This is a genomic window from Hymenobacter sp. YIM 151858-1 (assembly GCF_025979705.1).
In the GTDB taxonomy this organism is placed as follows: domain Bacteria; phylum Bacteroidota; class Bacteroidia; order Cytophagales; family Hymenobacteraceae; genus Solirubrum.
In genome coordinates, this window is sequence record NZ_CP110136.1 from 1207550 (window position 1) to 1228796 (window position 21247).

The following is a 21247-nucleotide window of genomic DNA, read 5'->3' on the forward strand; positions in this document are numbered from 1 at the left end:
TTGTCGGTTAGATGCTAGGACTTGGTGGTGCAGAAGGAGTTTGTTGATGCTTGCCTCCTCGTAAAACCAAGGCCTAATACCTAACCACTAAGCCCTAATCCCTAAAAAGTTCTGAAGGATGCGGGTACCTACCGGGCCGCTTTTCTCGGCGTGAAACTGCACCGCATAGAAGTTGCCGTGCTGCACCGCCGCGCTGAACGGTGCTGGGTAGGCGGCCTCGGCAATGGTGTAGTCGCCCACGGGTGCGTAGTAGCTGTGCACGAAGTACACGAAGTCTTCCTCGCGCAGGCCTTCGAACAGTGGGGTGCGCAAACGCTGCAGGTTGTTCCAGCCCATATGCGGCACTTTGTGCTGAGCGTCGGCCGCGAAGCGCTTTACCTCGAAGGGCAGGATACCGAGCAGCTGCGTGTCGCCTTCTTCGCTGTGCTGCCCCAGCAGCTGCATGCCCAGGCATATACCCAGGAAGGGTTGCTCGAGCGTGGGCAGAAGTTGGTCGAGGCCCTGGGCCCGCAGCTCCTGCATAGCCGATGCGGCTTCGCCTTCGCCCGGAAACAAGATCTTGTCGGCACGCCGGATCGTGTCATGATCAGCCGTTAGGGTTGCTTGTACACCCAGGCGCTCCAGGGCAAACAACACCGACTGTACGTTGCCGCCTTTGTAGTCAATTACAGCTATTTCCATTTCGTTATACCAAATGTTTATACAAATGAACAACATCTATTTCTCCCTCACCTTCCGTGCATGAGGAAGCCCGAAACAGGTGTTTACTCATTTGTATAAACATATGTTAAATCCCTACAGAACTCCTTTGGTGCTAGGTATTTCCATCTTGGTAGCATCGCGTTGCAAAGCTACCTTTGTGGCCTTCGCAACAGCCTTAAAGATGGCCTCGATCTTATGGTGCTCATTGTCGCCTTCGCACTTAATGTTGAGGTTACACCGGGCGGCGTCGGAGAAGCTTTTAAAGAAATGGTAAAACATTTCGGTAGGCATGTCGCCCACTTTTTCGCGTTTGAACGAGGCATCCCACACCAGCCAAGGCCGCCCCGAAAAATCGATAGCGGCTTGCGCCAACGAGTCATCCATGGGCAGCAAGAACCCGTAGCGAGCCACGCCGCGCTTATCGCCGATGGCTTGGTTGAATGCCTCGCCGATGGCAATAGCCGTATCCTCGATGGTGTGGTGTTCGTCGATGTGCAAGTCGCCTTGTACTTCCACCAGCATATCTACCCCGCTGTGCTTGGCCAGCTGATCGATCATGTGGTCAAAAAATCCGAGGCCGGTTTTTATGCTATGCTTGCCGCTGCCGTCGAGGTTTAGCTCAACCCGAATCTTGGTTTCGTTGGTGTCGCGTTGTACCACTGCCTTGCGAGCGGGCAAGCGCAGAAACTGGTATATGGCATCCCAGCTGGTAGTCGTAAGGGCGGCACGCTCGTCGGTGAGGTCGTCGCTGATGAGAATGGATTGGCACCCTAGGTTTTCGGCCAGCTGCACATCCGTGATTCGGTCTCCGAGCACGTAGGAGTTCGGCAAGTCGTAGCCGTTGGCCGGATCGAGGTACTCGGTGAGCATGCCGATGCCGGGCTTCCGGGTTGGCAGGTTTTCGTGCGGGAAGCTGCGGTCGATGTGGCTGCGGACAAACTCCACTCCTTCGCCGCGCAAAATGTCGAGCATCAGGTTTTGGCAGGGCCAGAACGTATCCTCCGGAAACGACGCGGTGCCGAGGCCGTCCTGGTTGGTTACGAGCACCAGCTCGTAGTCGAGCTCGCGCGCAATGCGTGCCAGGTTGCTGATGGCGCCTGGCAGAAACTGAAACTTATCGAAGCTATCAACCTGCTGGCTGGGCTGCGGCTCCACCAAGATGGTGCCGTCGCGGTCGATGAAAAGTACTTTTTTCATTAGGAAGGCGCGAGACCTTGTGCCTCGCGTTGGGTGTGGTTGAATGAACGAAGCCGCCCGACTCCTCAAGAACCGGGCGGCCTCACTGACCTAGGCGTATTGCTGCAGGGCCCGCAACAGCTGCTCGTTCTCGGCGGGCGTACCCACCGTCAGGCGCAGGCAGCCGGCGCAGCCGGGCTGGGTGGTACGGTTGCGCACCACAATGCCTTTGCCAAGCAGGTACTCGTACACGGCCGTGGCATCGGGGCGGAAGCGCACGAGCAGGAAGTTGGCATCGGAAGGATAAACTTCTTCCACAATGCCTACCGAGGGCAACTGCTGCCGCAGCCACACGCGGCCGGTCAGCAGCTCCTGCCGCATCTGCTCGAAGCGTGCGGCATCGTGCAGGCCCGCCAAGGCGTGCTGCTGCGTGGCCTCCGATATATTATAAGGAGGCTTGATCTTGTTGAGGTAGCCGATGAGCTCGGCCGAGGCGAAGGCCATACCCAGGCGCAGGCCGGCCATGCCCCAGGCCTTCGAGAAGGTTTGTAGCACTACGAGGTTAGCAAACTCGTCGAGGCGGGTTGTCCAGCTCGGGGCATCGGCAAAATCGATGTAGGCTTCGTCGACTACCACAATCCCGCGGAAGCCGCGCAGAATTTGCTCGATGGCCTCCTGGTGCAGCAGGTTGCCGGTGGGGTTATTGGGCGAGCACAGGAACACCACTTTCGCTTCCGACGCCAACACCTTAGTAATAGCCTCGGCCGAAAGCTGGAAATCAGCCGTGAGCGGGATGCGCTCGATGGCAATATCGTTGAGGTTGGCGGCTACCTCATACATGCCGTAGGTTGGCGGCAGAATGGCGATGCTGTCGTGGCCGGGCACGCAGGTCAGGCGCAGCAGCAAGTCGATGGCTTCGTCGGAGCCATTGCCCAGAAAGATCTGCTCGGGGCGTACGTGCTTGAGCTTGGCTACTTCGGCCTTCACCTGGCGCTGCAGCGGATCGGGGTAGCGGTTGAATGCCTGCGGACCTACCGAGCCCAAACTGTTTTCGTTGGCATCGAGCATAACCTGCGCCGTGCCCTGAAATTCGTCGCGGGCCGACGCGTAGGGTTTCATAGCCCGGATGTTGGGCCGAATAAGTGAGTCGAGATTCATGGAAGCAAGGAAGGGTGAATAAGGAAGAATGAGGAATGAATAAGGAAGATTGGCCTACCAGCCAAGCAGGCACGGCCGCCCATCTTCCTTATTCATTCCTCATTCTTCCTTAAGCGAAGCCAGGCGCAGCGTTACGGCCCGGGCGTGGGCGCGCAAACCTTCGGCTTCGGCCATGGCTTCCACCACCGGACCTAGGGCCCGCAGCCCCGCCGGCGTGATGCGCTGGAATGTAATTTTCTTCACGAACGAATCGAGCGATACGCCGCTGTAGTTGCGGGCGTAGCCGTTGGTGGGCAGCGTGTGGTTGGTGCCCGAGGCGTAGTCGCCGGCCGCTTCCGGCGTGAGATGACCTAGGAACACCGAGCCGGCGCTGGTTACGCCCGCAGCCAGAGCCTCGGCGTTTTCAACGGCCAGAATCAGGTGCTCGGGCGCATACTGGTTCGAGAACAGCAACATTTCCTCGGGGGTGCGCAGCAGAATGGCCCGGCTTTCGCGCAAGGCCAGGGCGGCTACTTCGTGGCGCGGCAGCTCGGCTAGCTGGCGTTGTACTTCGGCGGTTACTTGCTCGAGCACGCGCGGCGAGTTGGAAAGCAGCACCACCTGCGAATCGGGGCCGTGCTCGGCCTGGCTGAGCAGGTCGGCCGCCACAAACACGGGGTTGGCGGTTTCGTCGGCAATTACCAGCACTTCCGAAGGGCCAGCCGGCATATCGATAGCCACGCCGCGCTGGGCGGCAAGTTGCTTGGCGGCGGTTACGTAGCGGTTGCCGGGACCAAAGATTTTATCGACGGCGGGTACGCTGGTAGTACCGCCGGTAAGCGCGGCCACGGCCTGCGCGCCGCCGGCTTTGATAATGGTGCCGATGCCCAGCAGCTCCGCCGTGAACAGAATCACGGGGTTAATGGAGCCATCTTTGCCGGGAGGCGTGCACAACACGATTTCGGGGCAGCCAGCCAGGCGGGCGGGTACGCCGAGCATCAGCAACGTGCTGAACAACGGCGCCGTGCCTCCGGGGATGTACAAGCCCACGCGCTGCACGGGCACCGAGCGGCGCCAGCACTCCACGCCGGGCATGGTTTCGAGGCGTAGCTCGGCTTCGCGCTGGGCCGAGTGAAATCGTTCGATGTTTTGGTAAGCCTGCCGGATGGCGGCCTGCAAGTCGGCGGGTACCTGGGCAATGGCGGCGCGTACTTCTTCGGGCGATACGCGCAGGCTACCTAGGGCTGCGCCGTCGAGCACGGCGGCATAGTGCAGCAGGGCCTCGTCGCCGCGCTCTCGCACATCGTCGAAGATTTCGCGCACCCGCTGCTCCACCTGCTTCGCTTCGCCTTGGGCCGGTCGCTGCTGCAAAGCAGTCCACTCGGCCGGCGAAGGATATTGAATGATTTGCATTTTTCAGGGCTTAGGTATTAGGGGTTAGGGCTTGGTTGTCAGGGTTCAGAAATTCGGTTTGCGGGTTTGCGCCTGGTGAAATTCACGGCGCCCAACGCTACCACCTAAACCCTAACACCTAACCCCTATCAACTAATCATTTTCTCGATGGGCAACACCAGAATGCCTTCGGCGCCTACGGCTTTCAGCTGATCGGTAACATGCCAGAAGTCGTCCTCATTCACCACCGATTGCACCGACACCCAGCCTTGCTCGGCCAGCGGCGTAACCGTGGGCGACTTGATGCCTGGCAGCAGCGCCTTCACGGCATCGAGCGAGGCCACGGGGGCGTTCAGCACAATGTACTTGTTGCGGCGGGCGCGGCGCACGGCCTGCATCCGAAACTGCAGCTGCTCCAGCAGGGCCTGCTTTTCGGGCGAAAGCGCGCGGTTGGCAATCAGCACGGCTTCGGAGCGGAATACGGTTTCCACCTCGCGCAGGCCGTTGCCCAGCAGCGTCGAGCCCGACGACACGATGTCGCAGATGGCGTCGGCCAGCCCAATGCTCGGGGCAATTTCCACGGAGCCACTGATGGTGTGCAGGTTGGCTTGTACGCCGTGCCCGGCCAGGTACGTGCCCAGGATTTGCGGGTACGAGGTAGCAATGTTCTTGCCCTGCAAATCGGCCACCGAGGCGTAGGCCTCGCCGCGCGGCACGGCCAACGACAGGCGGCACTTGCTGAATCCCAGGGGCTCTACCTCCAGCTCGGGCAGGCCGGCTTCTACCAGCACGTTCTGGCCTACCACGCCTAGGTCGGCCACGCCATCCTGCACGTAGCCGGGAATGTCGTCGTCGCGCAGGTAAAGGATTTCGAGGGGGAAGTTGGTGGCTTCGGTTTTGAGCTTGTAGGAGGAGCTAACGAAGCTAATGCCACACTCGCGAATCAAGGACAAAGAGTCTTCGCTGAGGCGGCCCGATTTCTGGATTGCCAGACGGATCATGAACAGGAAACAGTAACAACGGGAAACGACGCCAGCTAGCAGCCGCAACGGCTGCACGAGTACGCAGAACGCCAGAAATTGAAAAGGGTGCCGGGTGCGGTAAGCCTAGGTGGGTTACGCAATTGCCAAACCGGCTGGGGCGACGTAGGTTCGGACCGTAGCCGAACACTTATACGTAATTTATTCCTCTCCCGTGGAGGAATGGTGGTGATGATGGCCGGCATGCCCGTGTGCGGCAGCCCAACGCGGGGCAACCGGCAACAAGGTGGTGCGCAATAAAGCAGCTAGGGGCATGCGGCAGGAATGAGTTGCGCAAAGGTAAACAGCGGAACGATTTTCGCAAGTGCCGTTTTTTTCGCGCCGGCCGAAAGTTAACGCTCACATGATGATGTGGTTTTAAACTCTCGCGCTTTCGGCTTGTCGTATCTTGGCACCAGAAACCTCGCCCCGAACGTTGCTACCCCACCACCTGCATCAGCTTATGTCGCGCGTATTATGTTTTCTTCTGGCGTTAGGGTTGTGTATAGCGGTTGCCCAGGCGCAGCAGTTTACGCTGCCGCAAGCCAGCCCCCATGCCCTCGTCAGCCAAACCGTGGGCCTTACCGAAATAGCCGTTGATTACCATACGCCCGCCGTCCGCAACCGCGCCATTTGGGGCCAACTAGTGCCCTACGACCAGGTGTGGCGCGCCGGGGCCAACGAAAACACGGTTATTTCCTTCTCCGATTCGGTGCGCATCGGTACCCAAACCGTGCCGGCCGGCAAGTACTCGCTGTTCGTGCTACCATCGGCCGAGCACGACTGGCAGTTTATCCTGAACAAGGTAACCACCCACTGGGGCGCCGAGGGCTACGACGCCAAAAACGACCAGCTGCGCGTGCCCGTGATGCCCGAGCAAACCGCCATGCACGAAACCCTGGTGTACTGGTTTTCCGACGTGCGGCCCAACTCGGCCAAGCTGAATTTGTCGTGGGAGCAGAAAACCATTTCCGTCGTCATCCGCACCAACGTGCACGCCAAGGTGCTTAGCGCCATGCAAACGGCCCTAACCGAGCGCCCCAACGATGCGCAGCTGCTGGCCCAGGCTGCCGATTACCTCATCCAGAACCGGCTGGAGGCCGAATTGGCGCTGCGCTACATCAACCGGGCCATTGAGCTGAACGACAGCTACACCAACAACTGGCTGAAAGCCCGCCTGATGGCCCAAAAGGAAGATTACCTGACAGCTGTAGAAATTGCCCGCCGCGCTATCAAAATGGGCGATAAAGACGACGAATCGTTCAAGCATCAGCTGCCCAACATGCGCCTGGCCCTTACCGAATGGCAGTCGAAAGCCTACTAGGCTTCCCTAGGTTCTCCGACGAAAAAAGGCCGCATGAGCGGCCTTTTTTCGTGCGGGGCATCTGGGCTTCGGCCTAAAACCGGGCAATTACCCGCAGGTTGATGACGCGCTGCGACAGGTAATTGGGCACGCCGTAGGTGGTACCGTTCAGGTCCTGAATGTAGCTGTAGCCGGCCACGTTGTTGGCCGCCAGCACGTTCAGGATTTCCAGACCCATCCAAATGCTTTCGGGTTCGTAAAAGCGCCGCTGCTGATCGGTGCGCAGGCTCAGCACTTTGGAAAACCCTAGGTCGACGCGCTTGTAGCTGCGGGTGAGCTTGCTGGTACCGCGCAGCTCGGGCAAACCCGGCGGGCTGAACGGCAGGCCCGTGCCGAAAACCACGTTCACGTAGCCGCGCACCGAGGGGTTGTCGGGCAAATGGTCCTGGAAGAATATGCCCAGGTTCAGGCGCTGGTCGCTGGGCCGCCGGATGTAGCCCTTTTCCTTGCGGCCGACGATGTTACCTAGGGAGTCGTACTGCGTGATGAAGTCGCCGCGCAGGTTTTCGCGGGTGGTCAGCACGCCCAGGCTAAACCACGATTCGGCCCCGCGCACAAACTCGCCGCTGAAGCGCGCATCGAAGCCGGCGGCGTAGGCCGTGGCCAGGTTCTGGCCGAAGTAGCGCAGGCGCACGTTGTCGACGTCGTACGGAATAACGTCGGTGAGGTACTTAAAATACGCTTCGGTCGTGAGCTGAAACGGGCGGCCGGCAGCTTTCAGGCGATACTCGCTTCCGACGATAAAATGCGCGGAGCGTTGGGCCCGCAGGTCGCGGTTGAGCACGCCCAGCTGGTTGCGCAGCTCGCGGTAAAACGGCGGCTGGTAGTACAAGCCCGCGGCCGCTTTGTACGACAGCCGCGGGTTGCGGCGGCTGATGGCCGAATACTGCACCCGCGGGCTTACCGTGAGCTGGTTGTTGACGGACCAATAGTGCAAACGTACCCCGTAGGTAAGCGTCCGCAACGAATCGAGCCGCCACGTGTGCTGCCCGTAGCCCTGCACCCGCGCCGATTCAAGGTTCAGATCGGTGCGCAGGCGCGTGAAACGCTGGGCCGGCACAAAGTCGGCCGAGTCGACAAACGCGTACTCGTCGAGGCGGTCGTCGATGTTCTCGCGCCCGCCCTTCAGCCCGAAGCGCAGCGTGTGCCGCTCCGAGGGTTGGTAGGTGGTGCGCGCTTCGAGGGTGGCCAGCCAGGCATCGAGGCGGTTGCGCGAGTGGTCGAAGCGTGAGCCCACGTTGCGCTGCCGCACGGCCTGGTTAAACGTGCGCGAGCTAGGGTCGCGGTCGATATCGGCCAGGCGGTACGCAGCCTCTACATCCCGAAACTCCCATTCGCGCGTAAGCAGGCCGCCGGCCAGCAGCTCGGCGGTGAGACGGGGCGTGAAGTGGTGCGTCAGGTTCAGGCCGCCCTGGTACGTATCGTACTGCATGCGCTCGTAGCCGGCGTAGCCGATAAACAGGCGCTGAAACTCGTTGGTACCGGTGCTGAAGGTAACCTGCCCGCTCTGGGGCGCAAACCGAAAGTTGTTGCGCGCCGCCGAGGCCAGCAGCCCCAGGCTGGTGCGCTGCAGGTCGTCTTTCGGACCTAGGGCGGCGCGCACGTACACTTGCCCATCCACAAACGTGGGGTCGTAAGCGCCCTGGGCGCCGCGCAACGAGCGCAGCACGTACTGCGCGTTTTTGTAGCGCGCACCGGCCAGGTAGCTTACCCGCCCCGATTTCGAAACCGACTCGACGTGCGCCGCCCCGCCTACCAGGCTGCCCGTTACCGATGCGGCCGGGCGCGTGGGCTGTTTGTACTCGATGTTGAGCACCGAGGAGAGCTTATCACCGAAGCGCGGCTGCCACCCGCCGGAAGTGAAATCGACGCGCTCCACAAGGTCGGGGTTCACGAAGCTCAGGCCCTCCTGCTGCGCTGCCGTTACCAGAAACGGCCGGTAAATCTCGATGCCGTTGACGTAAACGAGGTTTTCGTCGTAGTTGCCGCCGCGTACCGAGTAGGTGCTCGTCAGCTCGTTGTTGGCCACCACGCCCGGCAGCGTCGTCAGTACTTTATTAAAGTCGCCGAATGCCGAGGGTACTTCCTTGATGGCGCGCGGGTCGAGCTGCGTCAGGCTGATTTGCTCGCGCGTGTCTTCGCCGCGCTGCCCGCGCACCGTTACGTTATCAATGGTGCGGGCGCTGCTTTGCAGCGTGAGACGCAGGGTTGCCCGGCCGTCGCTAAGCTCTTCCGCCGTGAGGCTGCGCCGCAGCGTGGTGTAACCTAGGCGGCGCACCACCAGTACCAGCGGCTGGCCGGCGGGCGGGCGGGCTACCGTCAGCCGAAATTCGCCGGCTTCGTTGGTGTTGGTGCCCCCGGCCTGGCCCTCTACGGCTACGGCTACCTGCTCCAGGGCGCGGCCGTTGGCTTCGTACACGGTGCCGCTGAGCTCCACGGTTGCCGCGGGTTGCTGCTGGGCAAAGCCCGCAGTAACGGATACCGCAGCCGCAGCCGGCAAGCACAATAAGCCCCGCACCACTACCACCGACCACCCGTGCTTTCGACGACGACGACTTGCGCCCATTAATTATCGGCCGTAATAGCGGCGGTAAGCTGGGCCCGCAAATCGGCCAGCGTGGCCACCGGGTCGGGCGAGTTGAACACGAACGAGCCGGCCACCAGCACGTCGGCCCCGGCCTCCACCAGGGGCACCGCGTTCTGTTGGTTTACGCCGCCGTCTACCTCAATCAGGGCTTCGGAGCCGCAATCGGTAAGAAGCTCTTTCAGCTCGGCTACTTTCTGCAGGGTATGCGGAATAAAGCTCTGGCCGCCAAAACCCGGGTTTACCGACATCACGCACACCAAATCCAGCTCGGCGGCAATATCCTGCAGCACCCAGGCCGGCGTGTGCGGGTTCAGGGCCACGCCGGCGCGGCAGCCCAGGCGCTTGATTTGCTGAACGACGCGGTGCAGGTGCGGGCACGCCTCGTAATGCACCGTAATTACCTCGGCGCCGGCATTGCGGAAAGCCTCTAGGTAGTTCTGCGGATCCTCGATCATGAGGTGCACATCGAGGGGCTGCTTGGCGTGGCGCTTAATGGCCTCGAGCACCGGAATGCCGAACGAGATATTCGGCACAAACCGGCCATCCATAACGTCGCAGTGCAGCCAGTCGGCGGCGCTGCCGGCAAGGCGCTCGGTTTCGGCTTGCAGATTGGCAAAATCGGCGGCCAACAGCGAGGGCGCCAGCAAGGGAGCAATTCGGCGGGAGGAACTCATGCCACGAAGGTAGTAAAGCCCTGAATAGGTTGCGGCTGAAGGTGCCCGCAATCGGGTGGGCATTGCCCACCTAGGGCGTGCGGCCGGTACGGTTTCGCCCGCGCTACCCGCCCTAGGTGAAAGCCGAAGCCCGGCACGCAAGGAGCGCGCCGGGCTTCGGAAAAGACATCAGGTTGTATCCAACCGCCCGCTTATTGCTGCACGAAGCGAACCGAGCGGGGCGGCGTACTGCTGCCGGCCTGCACCGTGCAAATGTATTCGCCCGGCTTGAGGCTGCCCAGGCGCAGCGGCACCCGCTCGCCCGACGAGGGCGCCAGCAGCATTTCCTTCACCAGGGCTCCTTTCGCATCGGTGATGCGCACGCGCAGGGGCTTGCGCCGAAACTCCTCGGGCAGCTGCAAGGCTAACTCGCGGCCGGCTGGGTTAGGGAAAATGCTCATCTCCCCGCCCGGGTTGTGGCTGCTTCTGGTTGACAGCGGATTGTTGGGGTGCAGCAGATTGTAGGCCCGCGTGAAGCTCGGGATGCCGTAGCCCTGCAGGTTGTCGGGGCGGTTGGCCTGGCTGGCGCTGCGCTGCAGCCACTCAATCACCTGCTGCGCCGAAAGCGTAGGATTGGCTTGCCAGAACCCGGCCGCCATGCCGGCCGTGATGGGGCACGCGTACGAAGTGCCGTTGCCGCGCTGCAGCACGTTGCCCGTGTTCACGATTACCGAGGCCACGCCTTGCGCCGCTACGTTGGGTTTGATGCGGCCATCGGCCGTGGGGCCAATGGAGCTGAAAACGGCCTGCTGGCGCAGCGAGTCAACGGCCCCCACCGTCAGCACCGAGTCGGCATCGGCGGGGGCGCCGATGTAGCGCCAGCCGTTGGCACCGTCGTTGCCGGCGGAGTTTACCACCAGTATGCCGGTACGGGCGGCCATGGTAGCCGCGCGGCTGGCAATGGCGGTGCGCCCGTTCATATCCTGATACGAGTAGTCGCGCGAGGGCGCATCAAACGTGTTGTAACCCAGCGAAGAGCTGATGATATCTACGCCCACCGAGTCCGCGTACTCGGCGGCCAGCAGCCAGTTCACTTCCTCGATGTGCTGCTCCGAGCGCGTATCCTCGGTTATCATCAGGTGGTAGCTGGCTTTGGGAGCCGTACCGATGAACGTGCCCGGCTGGTTGCCGGCCATGGTGGAAAGGCAGAGCGTGCCGTGGCTGCTTTTTTCGAACACCGATTTGTCGCGGTCAACAAAATCAAAAGTGCTCAGCAGGCGGCCTTCGCTGCGCATCGCCTGAAACACGCCCATCTGATCGACGCCCGGAAACCCGGCATCGAACACGGCAATGTGCATGTTCTCGCCGCGGTAGCCGGCCTTGTGCATGGTTACGGCCCCGAGCATATCGGCCTGCCAGAAACCCGGCCCGTAGCTGGGGTCGCGCTCGGCGGTGGTGCGGGCGGCAACTGTTGGCGCCGCCGTCGGCTGAGCCGGTGCGGTTTGGGCCGTGCGGTTGAGCGTATTGGCGGCCCGCACAAACGGCAGCCCCTGCAACCGACCTAGGGCCGCGGAGTCGCACTCCACCACCGCGGCATTAAACCACCGGGAGGTATACAGCAGGCGCACGCCGCTGGTGCTCTTTACCTGCGCCGTATAAGCCGGCGACACCGGCAAATCGCGCGCCTGCACGGCAATGCCCTGCCGCTGCCGGCGCTGCAGTGCCCGCTCCGATAAAAAATCGCGGGGCTGACTTACAGTAAAAGGCGTACCGGCTTTGTCCTTGAAATAAACGAGGTGCCGGCGTACGGTGGCCGTGGGGCGTTGCGGCGGCGTGGTGGCGTAGGCTACCGTACCGGCTACCAAGCCCAATACCACCCCCAGGGAAGAAATGCGCATGTGCGTGCTGAATCGAAACCCCGACAAGATACAGAATTGAAGGAACGCCTCCTCCATCCCGGTCTGGGTACGTGCTCAGGCAATACACCCCGCGCGGGGCCCTAGGTTCCGGGCGGCTTGCGCAGTTGGCCAGCACTCAAAAGCAAAAGCCCGCTTACCATGGCTGGCAAGCGGGCTTTTGAAATCAGGCATCAGCGCCGGCGGTCAGGCACTAGGGCAGCAAGGTTTCTTTATGATCCCAGCCCTGCTCTATGTAATCGGTACCGATGGTGCAAGTGCCCGAAGTGCCCTGGCAGTAGTCATACTTTATCCGCTCGCGGTACACCGGGCCAATGCCTTTGGCATACACCTGCCGCACGGTGTGGCGGTAAATTTTGAACAAGGGGTCGTCGCCTTCGTCAAAGGTGCTCACCGTGTTGTCGTAGCTGCGTCCGCCCAGGCTGAAGGGCTGGCCCACGTCTCGGTAGCGGCGGTTGATGTCGTTGACGCTGGCCTGCGGGTCGTTGGGGGCGATGAAAGCCTGCTTGTTCCATTCGGCACCTGCGCGTACCGGAAAGATGAGCTCCACCGTGCGCACGTTGCTGCGCGTGAGCAAGAGGTTGCGCTCGTTAGCCGTGAGCGTGTGCACGCTGTCGGGCTGCCACTCGGCGGTGGCGTTGGGCCGCACCGAGCGCAGCACTTTATAAGTAAGGTTGCCGGCGGCATCGCGGTACTTTTCGGTTACCTGCTCCCGCACCTGCGAGGTGCGGCTGCTGCTTACCTGGTTGTTGCGCCACACGCGGTCTTCTACCTGAAAAATACGCGTGGTGCCCACTGCCAGCGGGTAGTAGTCCTTGCCTAGGTCGGCCGGAGCTTCGGTGGTATTGTCGCACCCGGCCAGGGCCAGGCCCAGGGCAAGTGCAGCGGCAGCATAAAGTCGGCGCAGCATAGTGTATATCGCAGTTAAACGGAAGCCTTGGCGCCTAGCACGGGCAGCGGAATGGGCGCGGCCAACGCGGCCGGGCTGCGCTCAATCCAGCCGCCGCCCAGCACGTCCTGCCCATCGTAAAACACGGCAGCCTGGCCGGGCGCAATGGCGTGTACGGGCTCCGGAAAGTAAACGTACATCTTTCCGTCCTTCTCTTCCAAAAAGGCCGGGGCGCCCGCGTGGTTGTAGCGCACTTTGGTGAATGCCGGCACCAGGCCCTGGCCTTCGAGCGAGGCAAACTTGCCCATGTTCAGGCGGCCCACCACGGTGGCGGTGCGGGCCAGCTCGTCGTGGTTGCCGAGCACCACCTCGTTGGTTTCGGGCCGGATTTCGACCACGTAGGCCGGGTAGCCCAAGGTTACGCCAAGGCCTTTGCGCTGGCCGATGGTGTAGAACGGGTAGCCTTCGTGCGTGCCCACCACGGTGCCGTCGGTGAGTACGAATTTGCCGCCCCGCACGCGCTCTTCCAGGCCCTCCACGCGGCGCTTCAGGAAGCCCCGGTAATCATTATCGGGGATAAAGCAGATTTCGTAGCTCTCCGACTTGTTTACCAGCTCCATGAAGCCGCGGTCGGCGGCCATCTGGCGGATTTCCGACTTACGCAGCTTGCCCAGCGGGAAGATGGTACGCGCGAGGCTTTCCTGCGAAACACCCCAGAGGGCGTACGATTGGTCCTTGCTTTCGTCGAGGCCTTTGCTAATGACGTAGCGGCCGTTCTCGTGGCGCACGTTGGCGTAGTGGCCGGTGGCAATGTACTGGCAGCCGAGCTGGTCGGCGCGGCGCAGCAAGGCATCCCACTTGATGTGGGTGTTGCAGAGCACGCAGGGATTCGGGGTACGGCCGGCCAGGTATTCGCCCACGAAGTCGTCGATTACATGGTCGCCGAACTCGTTGCGAATGTCGATGATGAAGTGCGGGAAGCCCAGCTGCACGGCCACGTCGCGGGCGTCGTTGATGCTGTCGAGCGAGCAGCAGCCGGTTTCCTTTTTGGAGCCGCCGGCCGAGGCGTAGTCCCAGGTTTTCATGGTCATGCCGACCACTTCGTAGCCTTGCTCGTGCAGCATCACGGCTGCCACGGACGAATCGATGCCGCCGCTCATCGCGACGAGGACGCGGCCTTTCGACGGCGTCGGGGTTGTATCTGGAGTCATAGAGTAGCGCCCGCGAGGTCAAAGTTCGCGGCCGAAGCGGCAAAGGTAACACGCGCGGGCCGCTCGCGGTTTCCTACCTTTGTCGCGTTCTGGGTGCCAAGCGACAAGGCGCAGGTGATAAGTACACCTGAGGCCGGGCGCGTGCCACCTATTGCGTATCACCTATCTCCTATTCGCCTTGGCCCTGCTTACCTCTGTCATCGTTCGCGGTATCAACAACCTGTCCGACGCGCGCTACTGCGCCGGTATGGGTGCCGACTACATTACCTTCCGCCTCGATCCGGCATTGCCCGGCGCCGTGACGCCCGAACTGGTGAAAGAACTTAGCAGCTGGGTGGCGGGTGTGCAGCTGGTGGGCGAGTTCGATAGCCTGCCCGTCGATCAGATAAACGCCCTGGCCGAACAATGCGGCCTGCAAAGCGTGCTGCTGCACAAGCTGCGCCGCCCCGAAGAACTTGCGGCCCTTGCCGTGCCCGCGTTGGTGCTGGTGAACTGGATTCCGGATATGCTGCCCGAGGATGTGGACAACCGGTTTCGCACGCTGGGCCAGCACGCCACCGGGCTGGTACTGGCCGATCTGCCCCCGCAGCCCCTCACCGAGTTTCAGCTGGCCCACCTCACCGAGCAGGCCCGCAGCTACGCCGTTTGGCTGGCACCCGGCTTTGCCAACGGCAGCGTGCGCGAGCTGGTAGAGAAAGTAAAACCGCAAGGCCTGGTGCTCGAAGGCGGCGACGAAATCCGCCCGGGGCTGCGCGACTTCAGCGAAATGGAAGCCGTTTTCGAAGAGTTGGAGGTTGAGTAACCCCAAACCCTGCCCTAGGCCATAACGGCCGTAAGGCTCAGCATGGGCGCGGCCAACCAAGCCGCCCCGGCTACCCGCACGTGCTTGTTGGCCGATTCAGCGTCGAGCTCTTTGCTGAGCAAGCGCCAGGCCAAGTGGCCATCAATGTATACCGTGGTGGTAGCCTGGGCAGTGCCTTCGCTGGCGAGCGTCCATTGGGTTGCCCCCCGGCTAAGCCACCATTCGTACGTCCTTTCCGGAGTTTCCACCACTACTTGCACCACCGTGCCTTCGGGCGCGGCTACGTGGCGGTAGTGGTGCGGCAACGCCCGCACCGAGGTTTGCAGGTAGGGCTCGAACAGCTCCGGTTGCAGCAGCTCGCTTTCGCCGCGGCCAACGGCCTGCCTGATTTGCTGCTGGTGGTGCCACTTTTCGGTGTACTCGCGCGCCACATGAAACCAGTTCAGTGATTCGCTTTCGCCCGCCCAAGCAACGGAAAACGTGGCCGGTGCCCACGGGTCGAGCGTACCGAGGAAAGCCGAATACTCCCGCCCCGATTGCTCCAGCAGCTGCATTACTATCGCGGGGCTGAGGCGGCGGGTAGCGGTAATCCAGTCGGCGTTCAACTGGTTCAGGAAGCCCACCAAGCCCCGGTAGCTGCCTAGGTCGCCGGTAGGCTGCACGCCAAAGTACCCATCGCGCAGCATGGAGAGCGTGCGCAGGTTGCCATCGAGCAGGTGCAAGGCTACATCCATCACGCGCCAACGCGGCGCCAGCGTTTGCCGCTCCCACTCCCCGGCCGACAAACCGCGCAAAAACGCCAGCAGCCGCTGATCGAGCTTAGCAAACAGCGGAAGCGTGACGATGGGCGGCGGCTGGCTCATACGGGCGTGGCTTTTTATTCGAAGGAGAAGTGCAGGTACTTGATGGGCACGCCCCGCTCGCGGTATTTGCGCTCGTAGGTGGTCTGAATATCGTAGGTGTGCGGCAGCAGGCCGGTGGTTTGGTACAGGTCGTTGGTGAACACCAGATTGGGCGCGTTGCGCTCCTGCAACAACTCGAGGGTATACTCGAACAGCAGGTCGGAGTCGGTTTTCAGGTGCACCAACCCGCCGGGGCGCAGAATCTGGCGGTACAGCTCCTGAAAGCGCGGCGCGGTAAGGCGGCGCTTGGTGTCGCCGAGGCGCGGGCGCGGGTCGGGGAAGGTAATCCAGATTTCATCCAGCTCGCCGGGCCCGAAGTGCTCCAGCAAAGTTTCGGCGCGGGTGCGCAGAAAACCGACGTTGGTAAGGCCCTGCTCTTCGGCCAGCACGCTGCCGCGGTGCATCCGCTCGCCTTTAATATCCAGCCCCAGGAAGTTGCGCTCGGGGTAGCGGGCGGCCAGGCCCACGGTGTACTCGCCTTTGCCGCAGCCCATCTCCAGGGTAATGGGGTTGTTGTTGCGGAAGAACTCCGACTGCCAGCGGCCGCCTAGGTTGCCGTAGGTGTCTTTGCCGGGTTCTACAATGTCGGCGCGCTGTGCGTTGTCGGCAAAGCGCTTCAGTTTTACTCGACCCATGAAGGGAAATCTGTGCTGTTGAAAAATGTATGCTGGCTGCCGGCTACCAACGTTGTGTGCCCTAGGTGGTGCTACGCTCCGGGGGCGTACAGGTCGGGCACTTCGGCTACCACAAAGGTGCTGCCGCCCACAAAAATGGCGTCGGCGGCGGTGGCTTGCTCGCGGGCTTTGGCCAGCGCCGCCGCCACCGAGCCGCAAACCAGGCCTTGCAGGCCGGCTTCGCCGGCTTGCCGGGCCAACTCTTCGGCCGGAAGCGCCCTAGGTATGTTGGCGGCACAAAAGTAATAGGTGGCCTCCGAAGGCAGCAGGCGCAGCACCTTGCCGAGGTCTTTATCGTTCACCATGCCCAGCACCACGTGCAGGCGGCGGTACGGCAAGCGCGCCAGCTGCTGCACCACCATTCGAATGCCGGCTTCGTTGTGGCCGGTGTCGCATACGGTGATCGGGGCTTGCCCTATTACCTGCCAACGGCCGCGCAGGCCCGTGAGGCGGCGCACCTCGCGCATACCCGCCCGAATGTGTGCATCGGTAATGGCAAAACCTTGGCTGCGCAACTCCTCTACCACGGCCAGCACGCCCGGCAGGTTCAGCCGCTGATAGTCGCCCACCAGGCCCAGCTCGGCATCGGCAAACCACACTTCGCCGTTGCGCCACACGCGCACGTGCTGCCTTGCGGCCGCGGGGTTGTCGCGCAGCAGCTCGGCCCGGTAGGTCTGGTCAGCAAAAGTCAGCCGGGCACCTAGGGGGTTGGCTTTTTGGTTGAACACTGCGGCCACGTCGGGCTGCGATTGGCTGATAACCGCCGGCACGTTGGGCTTGATGATGCCGGCTTTTTCGGCGGCAATCTGCGGCAGCGTATCCCCCAGTATGGCTTGGTGGTCGTAGCTGATGTTGGTGATAAGCGACACCAGCGGCGTGATGATGTTCGTGGAGTCGAGCCGCCCGCCCAGGCCCACTTCAATCACGGCAATATCCACCTGCTCGGCGGCGAAATAGTCGTAGCACAAGGCCACGCACATCTCGAAGAACGAGGGCCGCTCCTGCTCAAACAGCCCGCGCCACTGCGCCACCCACCGCACCAGGTACTCCGGCCCCAGCTCCTGCCCATCGATGCGAATGCGCTCGGTAAACTCGCGCAGGTGCGGCGAGGTGTACAGGCCGGTGCGGTAGCCGGCACTTTGCAGGATGGCGGCCAGCAGATGCGAGCTGCTTCCTTTGCCGTTGGTACCGGCCACGTGCACACTCCGGAAGCCCCGCTCCGGATGACCTAGGGCCTCCGTAAGGCGCTGGATACCCTGCAAGCCGTTCTTGAAGCCTGCGGCGCCTACCTTTTGAAACATAGGCAATTGCGCGTACAAGTACTCCAGCGTTTCGGCGTAAGTCATGGCTCTGCAAAACTAAGGGCACAAAAAAACGCCGCGGACCGGACAATTCCGACCCGCGGCGCTACCCACGGCTAAAATTACTTGCCGCCGATGCGGTACGTGATGGTACCCGTAGCCCCGCCCGAGCCGCTGCCCACGCGGCGGAAGGTGGCCTTGTTCTGAATCATGTCGCGGTAGAAGTTGGCCACGCGGGGCGTTACGCTCGAGCCCGTTACGGTTACGGATTCTACGTCGCCGTTCTCGTCAATCTTGATTTTGAGGGTTACAAAGCCAACTTCGTCGGAGGGGTCCTGGTCGTTGGGTTTGTGGTCGAATGCCCAGCCGGGCATGTTGAGCTTGCCGCTGCCGAAGCCACCGCCGCTGCCGCCGCCTTCGCCGGGGTCGCCGCTGTAAGCTTTGCCGCTGTACGTACCGCGGGGGTCGCCTTTGTCGCCTACCGTGCCGGGGTCGTCGCCGTTGTTGTTGCCGGCGGGGTTGTTGCTGGTGCCCATGGTGCCGTTGCCGCCGGTGTTGGCCGTAGCGCCCCGGGGCGTAAACACGGCCCTGGGGTTCACCTTGGGCTTTTCGGGCTCGGGCTCTTTTACCGGCTCTTCGCGCGGCTTGGGCGAGGGCTTCTCCACGGGCGGAATCTTCACGTCGGTTTCCTCGGCCTCGCTCGTTACCACTTTCTCGGGTTGCGCCTCCTCAGTGGGCGTTACGGGCTGCCGGGCCTGCTGTGGCTCGGGGTCGGGTTGCTGGGCTGGCGGGCGGCTGTCCTCGCGGCTCGGCGATTCGTTGGCCGGGGCCGAAGTCTGATTGTCGCCAAAGCCGGTTTCGTCAAGGCCGTAGTTCAGTTCTACGCCCCCGCCGCCGTTCAGCACCACGTCCTCGGGCGGGTTCTTGAACACGATCAGAAAAAACAGCAAAGCCAGCAAGCCGTTGAGCACTATCGTGCCGATCAGGGCCTCGCGGCGGTGCTCGTGGCGAAATTCAGCGTCCATGGGCGTCGAGCTGTTGGAAGTTACTAGGTACTGATACCGTCCGGTTATTTAAACAACGCGCCCCGGTGCGTCTGGGGTTCAGCTCACCGGGGCAAGTGTTGGTTTCAGGGCCGCGGGCAAGCCGCTACGCTTATTTGCTTTCGGCCGCCGTAGCCATTACCATCCGGATTTTGAGCCGGTTGCCGATTTCCAGGATGTCTACCAGCTTTTGCACGTTCAGCGACTTATCCACCCGCAATACGGCGGTTGGAGTTTCCAGGCCCTGCACGCGCGTGGCCAGCTCCTGCTCCAGCTCCGGCGCCGAAACAGGCTTGCGGTCGATGAAGTACTGGCCGTTGGCATCCACCGAAACCGTAATGGGCTGCTTCATGGCCTGCTTGCCCGAGCGGGCATTGGGCAGCATCAGCTTGATTACGTTGGGGTTCACCATCGTCGACACAATCAGGAAGAACAGCATCAGGAAGAACATGATGTCGTTCATCGAGCTGGTCTCGACGTGTGAGGATAGCTTACGCCGGCGGCTTAAATCCATCGAGAAGAAATTTTGGCGTTAAAGCGTTTGTGAGGCCGTGAGTTTGGGAGTTGATACTACTCCCACTGACGAGCACTTCGGTAACTCATCAACTCTCAACCTCTTTAACTTAGTCTAGTTGTCCTGCAGAATGTCCATGAACTCGATGGCCGAGTTCTCCATGCGGAACACCAGCCGCTCAACCATGATGCTGAGCCAGTGGTAGCCTACGTGGGCCACCATGCCTACAATCAGACCCGCGGCCGAGGTTACCATTTTGGTGTACAAACCACCCGAGATTTGGGCAATGCCAAAGTCGCCGGTTGAGCTGATGGCGTAAAAGATGTTGATTACGCCGACAATGGTACCCACGAAGCCCAGCATGGGTGCGATACCCGCAATAATGCCCAGGATGCTGATGTTCTTCTCGAGGCGGGCAATTTCTACTTTGCCCACGTTCTCCACGCTCGTCTCAATCTCCTTCAGCGGCAACCCGATGCGCCGGATACCTTTCTCGATCATGCGGGCCAGCGGCGAGGCGGTTTGCGCCGTCAGCAGCTTGGCTCCTTGCAAATCGCCCTTCACCATTAGGTTCCGAATCTGGTTCATGAACCCATCGGGCAGCGCGGCGGCCTTCCGGATGGTGAGGTAGCGCTCCAGAATGATGTAAACCGAAACTGAGAACAGCAGCAGGATCGGAACCATAATCCAGCCCCCCTGAAAGATGAGGTCGATTACCGAAAGCGAATCGGGCTGAGCGGCTGGGGCGGCCGCGGCGGCAGCGGCAGGGTTGGTGGTGGAGTCGGCCGCAGCGGTGGTTATCTGCAGCAGAAAGGGTTCGAACATGCTAATATGGGTAAACCTGAATTTCGTTGCCGAACTGCTTGCGCAGCTCCGGCAGGTTTCGCTGCGCAGTGGCTTTGTCGGCGAAATCGGCAACGGCAACGCGGTACTTTTTAGTATTCACCACGCCCCGATGCCCCCAACGCGGCATCAGAATTTTGGCGACGTGGCCTTTGCTGGCGTAGTTGCTTTGCACTTTTTCGGCCCCGGCAAACGAGTTGAAAGTTGCTTTAACTACGTACCAGCGGTTCGAAACCCCTTTTACCAGCACGGGCTTGCCGGCTACGGCCTTGCGGCCTTCTACCGCAGCTTTCGTTGCCGTAGCCACTGACGCACCTTTGGGCGCCAGCGTTGCAGCGGGCTTTGCTTTGGCAGCGGGCGCGGCTACTACCTCGGGCTTGCTGATTTCGGGTTGGGTTTCAGGCGCTCCATCGGGCACTACCGGTTCCGTCCAGGCAGCGGAGGCCAGGTTAGCGGCCTGCACCGGGCGGGTAGGTGCAGCATCGTTATTGAAGAGGCTTATCTGCCAGTTTTCCGGGATGTTACCTAGGCGCAGTGCAATCTGGTAGTTAGCGGTAAGCACCAAGCCCAGCGACACGGCCAGCAGTGCCGAAGCGGCGAGCTTGCGCAGGCCTCGGCGACGGGCCGGAGCCAATACCGGCTCGGGTGCCTGGCGGCTCCGCTCGCGGGCTAGCACGGCATCGGTAGCCCGCACGGGGCGCGAGGTCAGCTCGGGCAGGCCGAAGCTGGCGGGCAGCAGGTTTTGCTGGCCGGTGTATTCGAAGTCGATGCCACGCCCCGGCGCGCGGCGAAACACGCCGATGCCGGGCAATTCCGTCCGCTGCTGCTCATCCAGTTCCTGCTGCATGTTGGCCACGGCCTCGCGCACTTGCTGACGGGCTTGCGGTGTACCAATGCCGCAGTGGCGGCTAATGGCGTCAACCAGCAGTCCGTCGTTGCGCGTAAGGGCCTGGTTGAAGGCCACGCGTTTGGCCGGCGGTGCCAGGGTGTGGCGCACCGGGTGCAGGCGTGCGGGCTCGTAGTCCGCAATCAGGCCGCCAAAATCCGGGATAATAACACAGTCGTGGTCCCGAAGCAGGTGCTGAATGTGGTCGGTTAGCTGCAAAGTGTAGAAGTTAAGCGG

Annotated in this window: 19 protein-coding genes; 2 read left to right on the forward strand and 17 right to left on the reverse strand. The window is 61.9% G+C overall.

The window, feature by feature from the left end; genetic code table 11:
• Positions 1–87: 87 nt before the first annotated feature.
• The 5 genes from hisH to hisG form a co-directional block, all read right to left on the reverse strand.
• Positions 88–681 (reverse strand): imidazole glycerol phosphate synthase subunit HisH, encoded by a 594-nt coding sequence (gene hisH / locus OIS50_RS05400; RefSeq protein ID WP_264693306.1) that lies wholly within the window; start codon positions 679–681, stop codon positions 88–90.
• Between the two features lie 114 nt (positions 682–795).
• Positions 796–1899 (reverse strand): bifunctional histidinol-phosphatase/imidazoleglycerol-phosphate dehydratase HisB, encoded by a 1104-nt coding sequence (hisB, locus tag OIS50_RS05405; protein WP_264693307.1) that lies wholly within the window; start codon positions 1897–1899, stop codon positions 796–798.
• Positions 1900–1989: 90 nt separating this feature from the next.
• Positions 1990–3036 (reverse strand): histidinol-phosphate transaminase, encoded by a 1047-nt coding sequence (gene hisC, locus OIS50_RS05410; protein WP_264693308.1) that lies wholly within the window; start codon positions 3034–3036, stop codon positions 1990–1992.
• Positions 3037–3135: 99 nt separating this feature from the next.
• The gene (hisD, locus tag OIS50_RS05415) at positions 3136–4428 is read right to left on the reverse strand and encodes a histidinol dehydrogenase (RefSeq protein ID WP_264693309.1); all 1293 of its coding nucleotides are present in this window, start codon (positions 4426–4428) and stop codon (positions 3136–3138) included.
• A 128-nt stretch (positions 4429–4556) separates the two neighbouring features.
• A complete protein-coding gene (gene hisG / locus OIS50_RS05420) occupies positions 4557–5408 on the reverse strand; it encodes an ATP phosphoribosyltransferase (protein ID WP_264693310.1) in 852 nt (283 codons plus the stop codon).
• Between the two features lie 481 nt (positions 5409–5889).
• Here hisG and OIS50_RS05425 point away from each other — a divergent pair, with 481 nt between their 5' ends.
• Positions 5890–6750, forward strand: coding sequence for a DUF2911 domain-containing protein (locus OIS50_RS05425; RefSeq protein ID WP_264693311.1), 861 nt, complete (start codon positions 5890–5892; stop codon positions 6748–6750).
• A 73-nt stretch (positions 6751–6823) separates the two neighbouring features.
• Here the strand turns inward: OIS50_RS05425 and OIS50_RS05430 are convergent, their stop codons facing one another.
• From OIS50_RS05430 to mnmA, 5 genes are all read right to left on the reverse strand, one after another.
• A complete protein-coding gene (locus tag OIS50_RS05430) occupies positions 6824–9355 on the reverse strand; it encodes a TonB-dependent receptor (RefSeq protein ID WP_264693312.1) in 2532 nt (843 codons plus the stop codon).
• Entirely contained in the window at positions 9355–10050 is a 696-nt protein-coding gene (rpe, locus tag OIS50_RS05435) for a ribulose-phosphate 3-epimerase (protein ID WP_264693313.1), read from the reverse strand. Before rpe ends, OIS50_RS05430 begins: the two co-directional genes overlap by 1 nt.
• Before the next feature lie 191 nt (positions 10051–10241).
• Positions 10242–11927: a S8 family peptidase gene (locus OIS50_RS05440; RefSeq protein ID WP_264693314.1), complete on the reverse strand. Its 1686-nt coding sequence runs from the start codon at positions 11925–11927 to the stop codon at positions 10242–10244.
• Positions 11928–12138: 211 nt separating this feature from the next.
• Positions 12139–12855: a hypothetical protein gene (locus OIS50_RS05445; protein ID WP_264693315.1), complete on the reverse strand. Its 717-nt coding sequence runs from the start codon at positions 12853–12855 to the stop codon at positions 12139–12141.
• A gap of 14 nt (positions 12856–12869) precedes the next feature.
• Positions 12870–14045, reverse strand: a complete 1176-nt coding sequence (mnmA, locus tag OIS50_RS05450) for a tRNA 2-thiouridine(34) synthase MnmA (RefSeq protein ID WP_264693316.1) — start codon at positions 14043–14045, stop codon at positions 12870–12872.
• A gap of 178 nt (positions 14046–14223) precedes the next feature.
• On the opposite strand from mnmA, the gene trpF reads away from it, so the two are divergent.
• Entirely contained in the window at positions 14224–14847 is a 624-nt protein-coding gene (trpF, locus tag OIS50_RS05455; protein WP_264693317.1) for a phosphoribosylanthranilate isomerase, read from the forward strand.
• 14 nt (positions 14848–14861) lie between these two features.
• On the opposite strand, the gene OIS50_RS05460 is transcribed toward trpF, so the two are convergent.
• From OIS50_RS05460 to OIS50_RS05490, 7 genes are all read right to left on the reverse strand, one after another.
• A complete protein-coding gene (locus tag OIS50_RS05460; protein ID WP_264693318.1) occupies positions 14862–15710 on the reverse strand; it encodes a maleylpyruvate isomerase N-terminal domain-containing protein in 849 nt (282 codons plus the stop codon).
• Positions 15711–15724: 14 nt separating this feature from the next.
• The gene (trmB, locus tag OIS50_RS05465; protein ID WP_264693319.1) at positions 15725–16384 is read right to left on the reverse strand and encodes a tRNA (guanosine(46)-N7)-methyltransferase TrmB; all 660 of its coding nucleotides are present in this window, start codon (positions 16382–16384) and stop codon (positions 15725–15727) included.
• A gap of 71 nt (positions 16385–16455) precedes the next feature.
• On the reverse strand, positions 16456–17769 hold the full coding sequence (locus tag OIS50_RS05470; protein ID WP_264693320.1) for a bifunctional folylpolyglutamate synthase/dihydrofolate synthase: 1314 nt from the start codon (positions 17767–17769) through the stop codon (positions 16456–16458).
• 77 nt (positions 17770–17846) lie between these two features.
• Positions 17847–18749 (reverse strand): energy transducer TonB, encoded by a 903-nt coding sequence (locus OIS50_RS05475; protein ID WP_264693321.1) that lies wholly within the window; start codon positions 18747–18749, stop codon positions 17847–17849.
• Positions 18750–18879: 130 nt separating this feature from the next.
• Complete coding sequence (locus OIS50_RS05480; RefSeq protein WP_264693322.1) at positions 18880–19281, reverse strand: ExbD/TolR family protein; 402 nt, start codon at positions 19279–19281, stop codon at positions 18880–18882.
• A gap of 114 nt (positions 19282–19395) precedes the next feature.
• Positions 19396–20106, reverse strand: a complete 711-nt coding sequence (locus OIS50_RS05485; RefSeq protein WP_264693323.1) for a MotA/TolQ/ExbB proton channel family protein — start codon at positions 20104–20106, stop codon at positions 19396–19398.
• A gap of 1 nt (position 20107) precedes the next feature.
• Positions 20108–21229, reverse strand: coding sequence for an HU domain-containing protein (locus OIS50_RS05490; protein ID WP_264693324.1), 1122 nt, complete (start codon positions 21227–21229; stop codon positions 20108–20110).
• Positions 21230–21247: the final 18 nt, after the last annotated feature.

What these genes read in the sequence shown, in the direction of transcription:
- hisH (WP_264693306.1), bottom strand. Translation starts at nt 681, where the DNA reads ATGGAAATAGCTGTAATTGACTACAAAGGCGGCAACGTACAGTCGGTG.
- hisB (WP_264693307.1), bottom strand. Translation starts at nt 1,899, where the DNA reads ATGAAAAAAGTACTTTTCATCGACCGCGACGGCACCATCTTGGTGGAG.
- hisC (WP_264693308.1), bottom strand. Translation starts at nt 3,036, where the DNA reads ATGAATCTCGACTCACTTATTCGGCCCAACATCCGGGCTATGAAACCC.
- hisD (WP_264693309.1), bottom strand. Translation starts at nt 4,428, where the DNA reads ATGCAAATCATTCAATATCCTTCGCCGGCCGAGTGGACTGCTTTGCAG.
- hisG (WP_264693310.1), bottom strand. Translation starts at nt 5,408, where the DNA reads ATGATCCGTCTGGCAATCCAGAAATCGGGCCGCCTCAGCGAAGACTCT.
- OIS50_RS05425 (WP_264693311.1), top strand. Translation starts at nt 5,890, where the DNA reads ATGTCGCGCGTATTATGTTTTCTTCTGGCGTTAGGGTTGTGTATAGCG.
- OIS50_RS05430 (WP_264693312.1), bottom strand. Translation starts at nt 9,355, where the DNA reads ATGGGCGCAAGTCGTCGTCGTCGAAAGCACGGGTGGTCGGTGGTAGTG.
- rpe (WP_264693313.1), bottom strand. Translation starts at nt 10,050, where the DNA reads ATGAGTTCCTCCCGCCGAATTGCTCCCTTGCTGGCGCCCTCGCTGTTG.
- OIS50_RS05440 (WP_264693314.1), bottom strand. Translation starts at nt 11,927, where the DNA reads ATGCGCATTTCTTCCCTGGGGGTGGTATTGGGCTTGGTAGCCGGTACG.
- OIS50_RS05445 (WP_264693315.1), bottom strand. Translation starts at nt 12,855, where the DNA reads ATGCTGCGCCGACTTTATGCTGCCGCTGCACTTGCCCTGGGCCTGGCC.
- mnmA (WP_264693316.1), bottom strand. Translation starts at nt 14,045, where the DNA reads ATGACTCCAGATACAACCCCGACGCCGTCGAAAGGCCGCGTCCTCGTC.
- OIS50_RS05460 (WP_264693318.1), bottom strand. Translation starts at nt 15,710, where the DNA reads ATGAGCCAGCCGCCGCCCATCGTCACGCTTCCGCTGTTTGCTAAGCTC.
- trmB (WP_264693319.1), bottom strand. Translation starts at nt 16,384, where the DNA reads ATGGGTCGAGTAAAACTGAAGCGCTTTGCCGACAACGCACAGCGCGCC.
- OIS50_RS05470 (WP_264693320.1), bottom strand. Translation starts at nt 17,769, where the DNA reads ATGACTTACGCCGAAACGCTGGAGTACTTGTACGCGCAATTGCCTATG.
- OIS50_RS05475 (WP_264693321.1), bottom strand. Translation starts at nt 18,749, where the DNA reads ATGGACGCTGAATTTCGCCACGAGCACCGCCGCGAGGCCCTGATCGGC.
- OIS50_RS05480 (WP_264693322.1), bottom strand. Translation starts at nt 19,281, where the DNA reads ATGGATTTAAGCCGCCGGCGTAAGCTATCCTCACACGTCGAGACCAGC.
- OIS50_RS05485 (WP_264693323.1), bottom strand. Translation starts at nt 20,106, where the DNA reads ATGTTCGAACCCTTTCTGCTGCAGATAACCACCGCTGCGGCCGACTCC.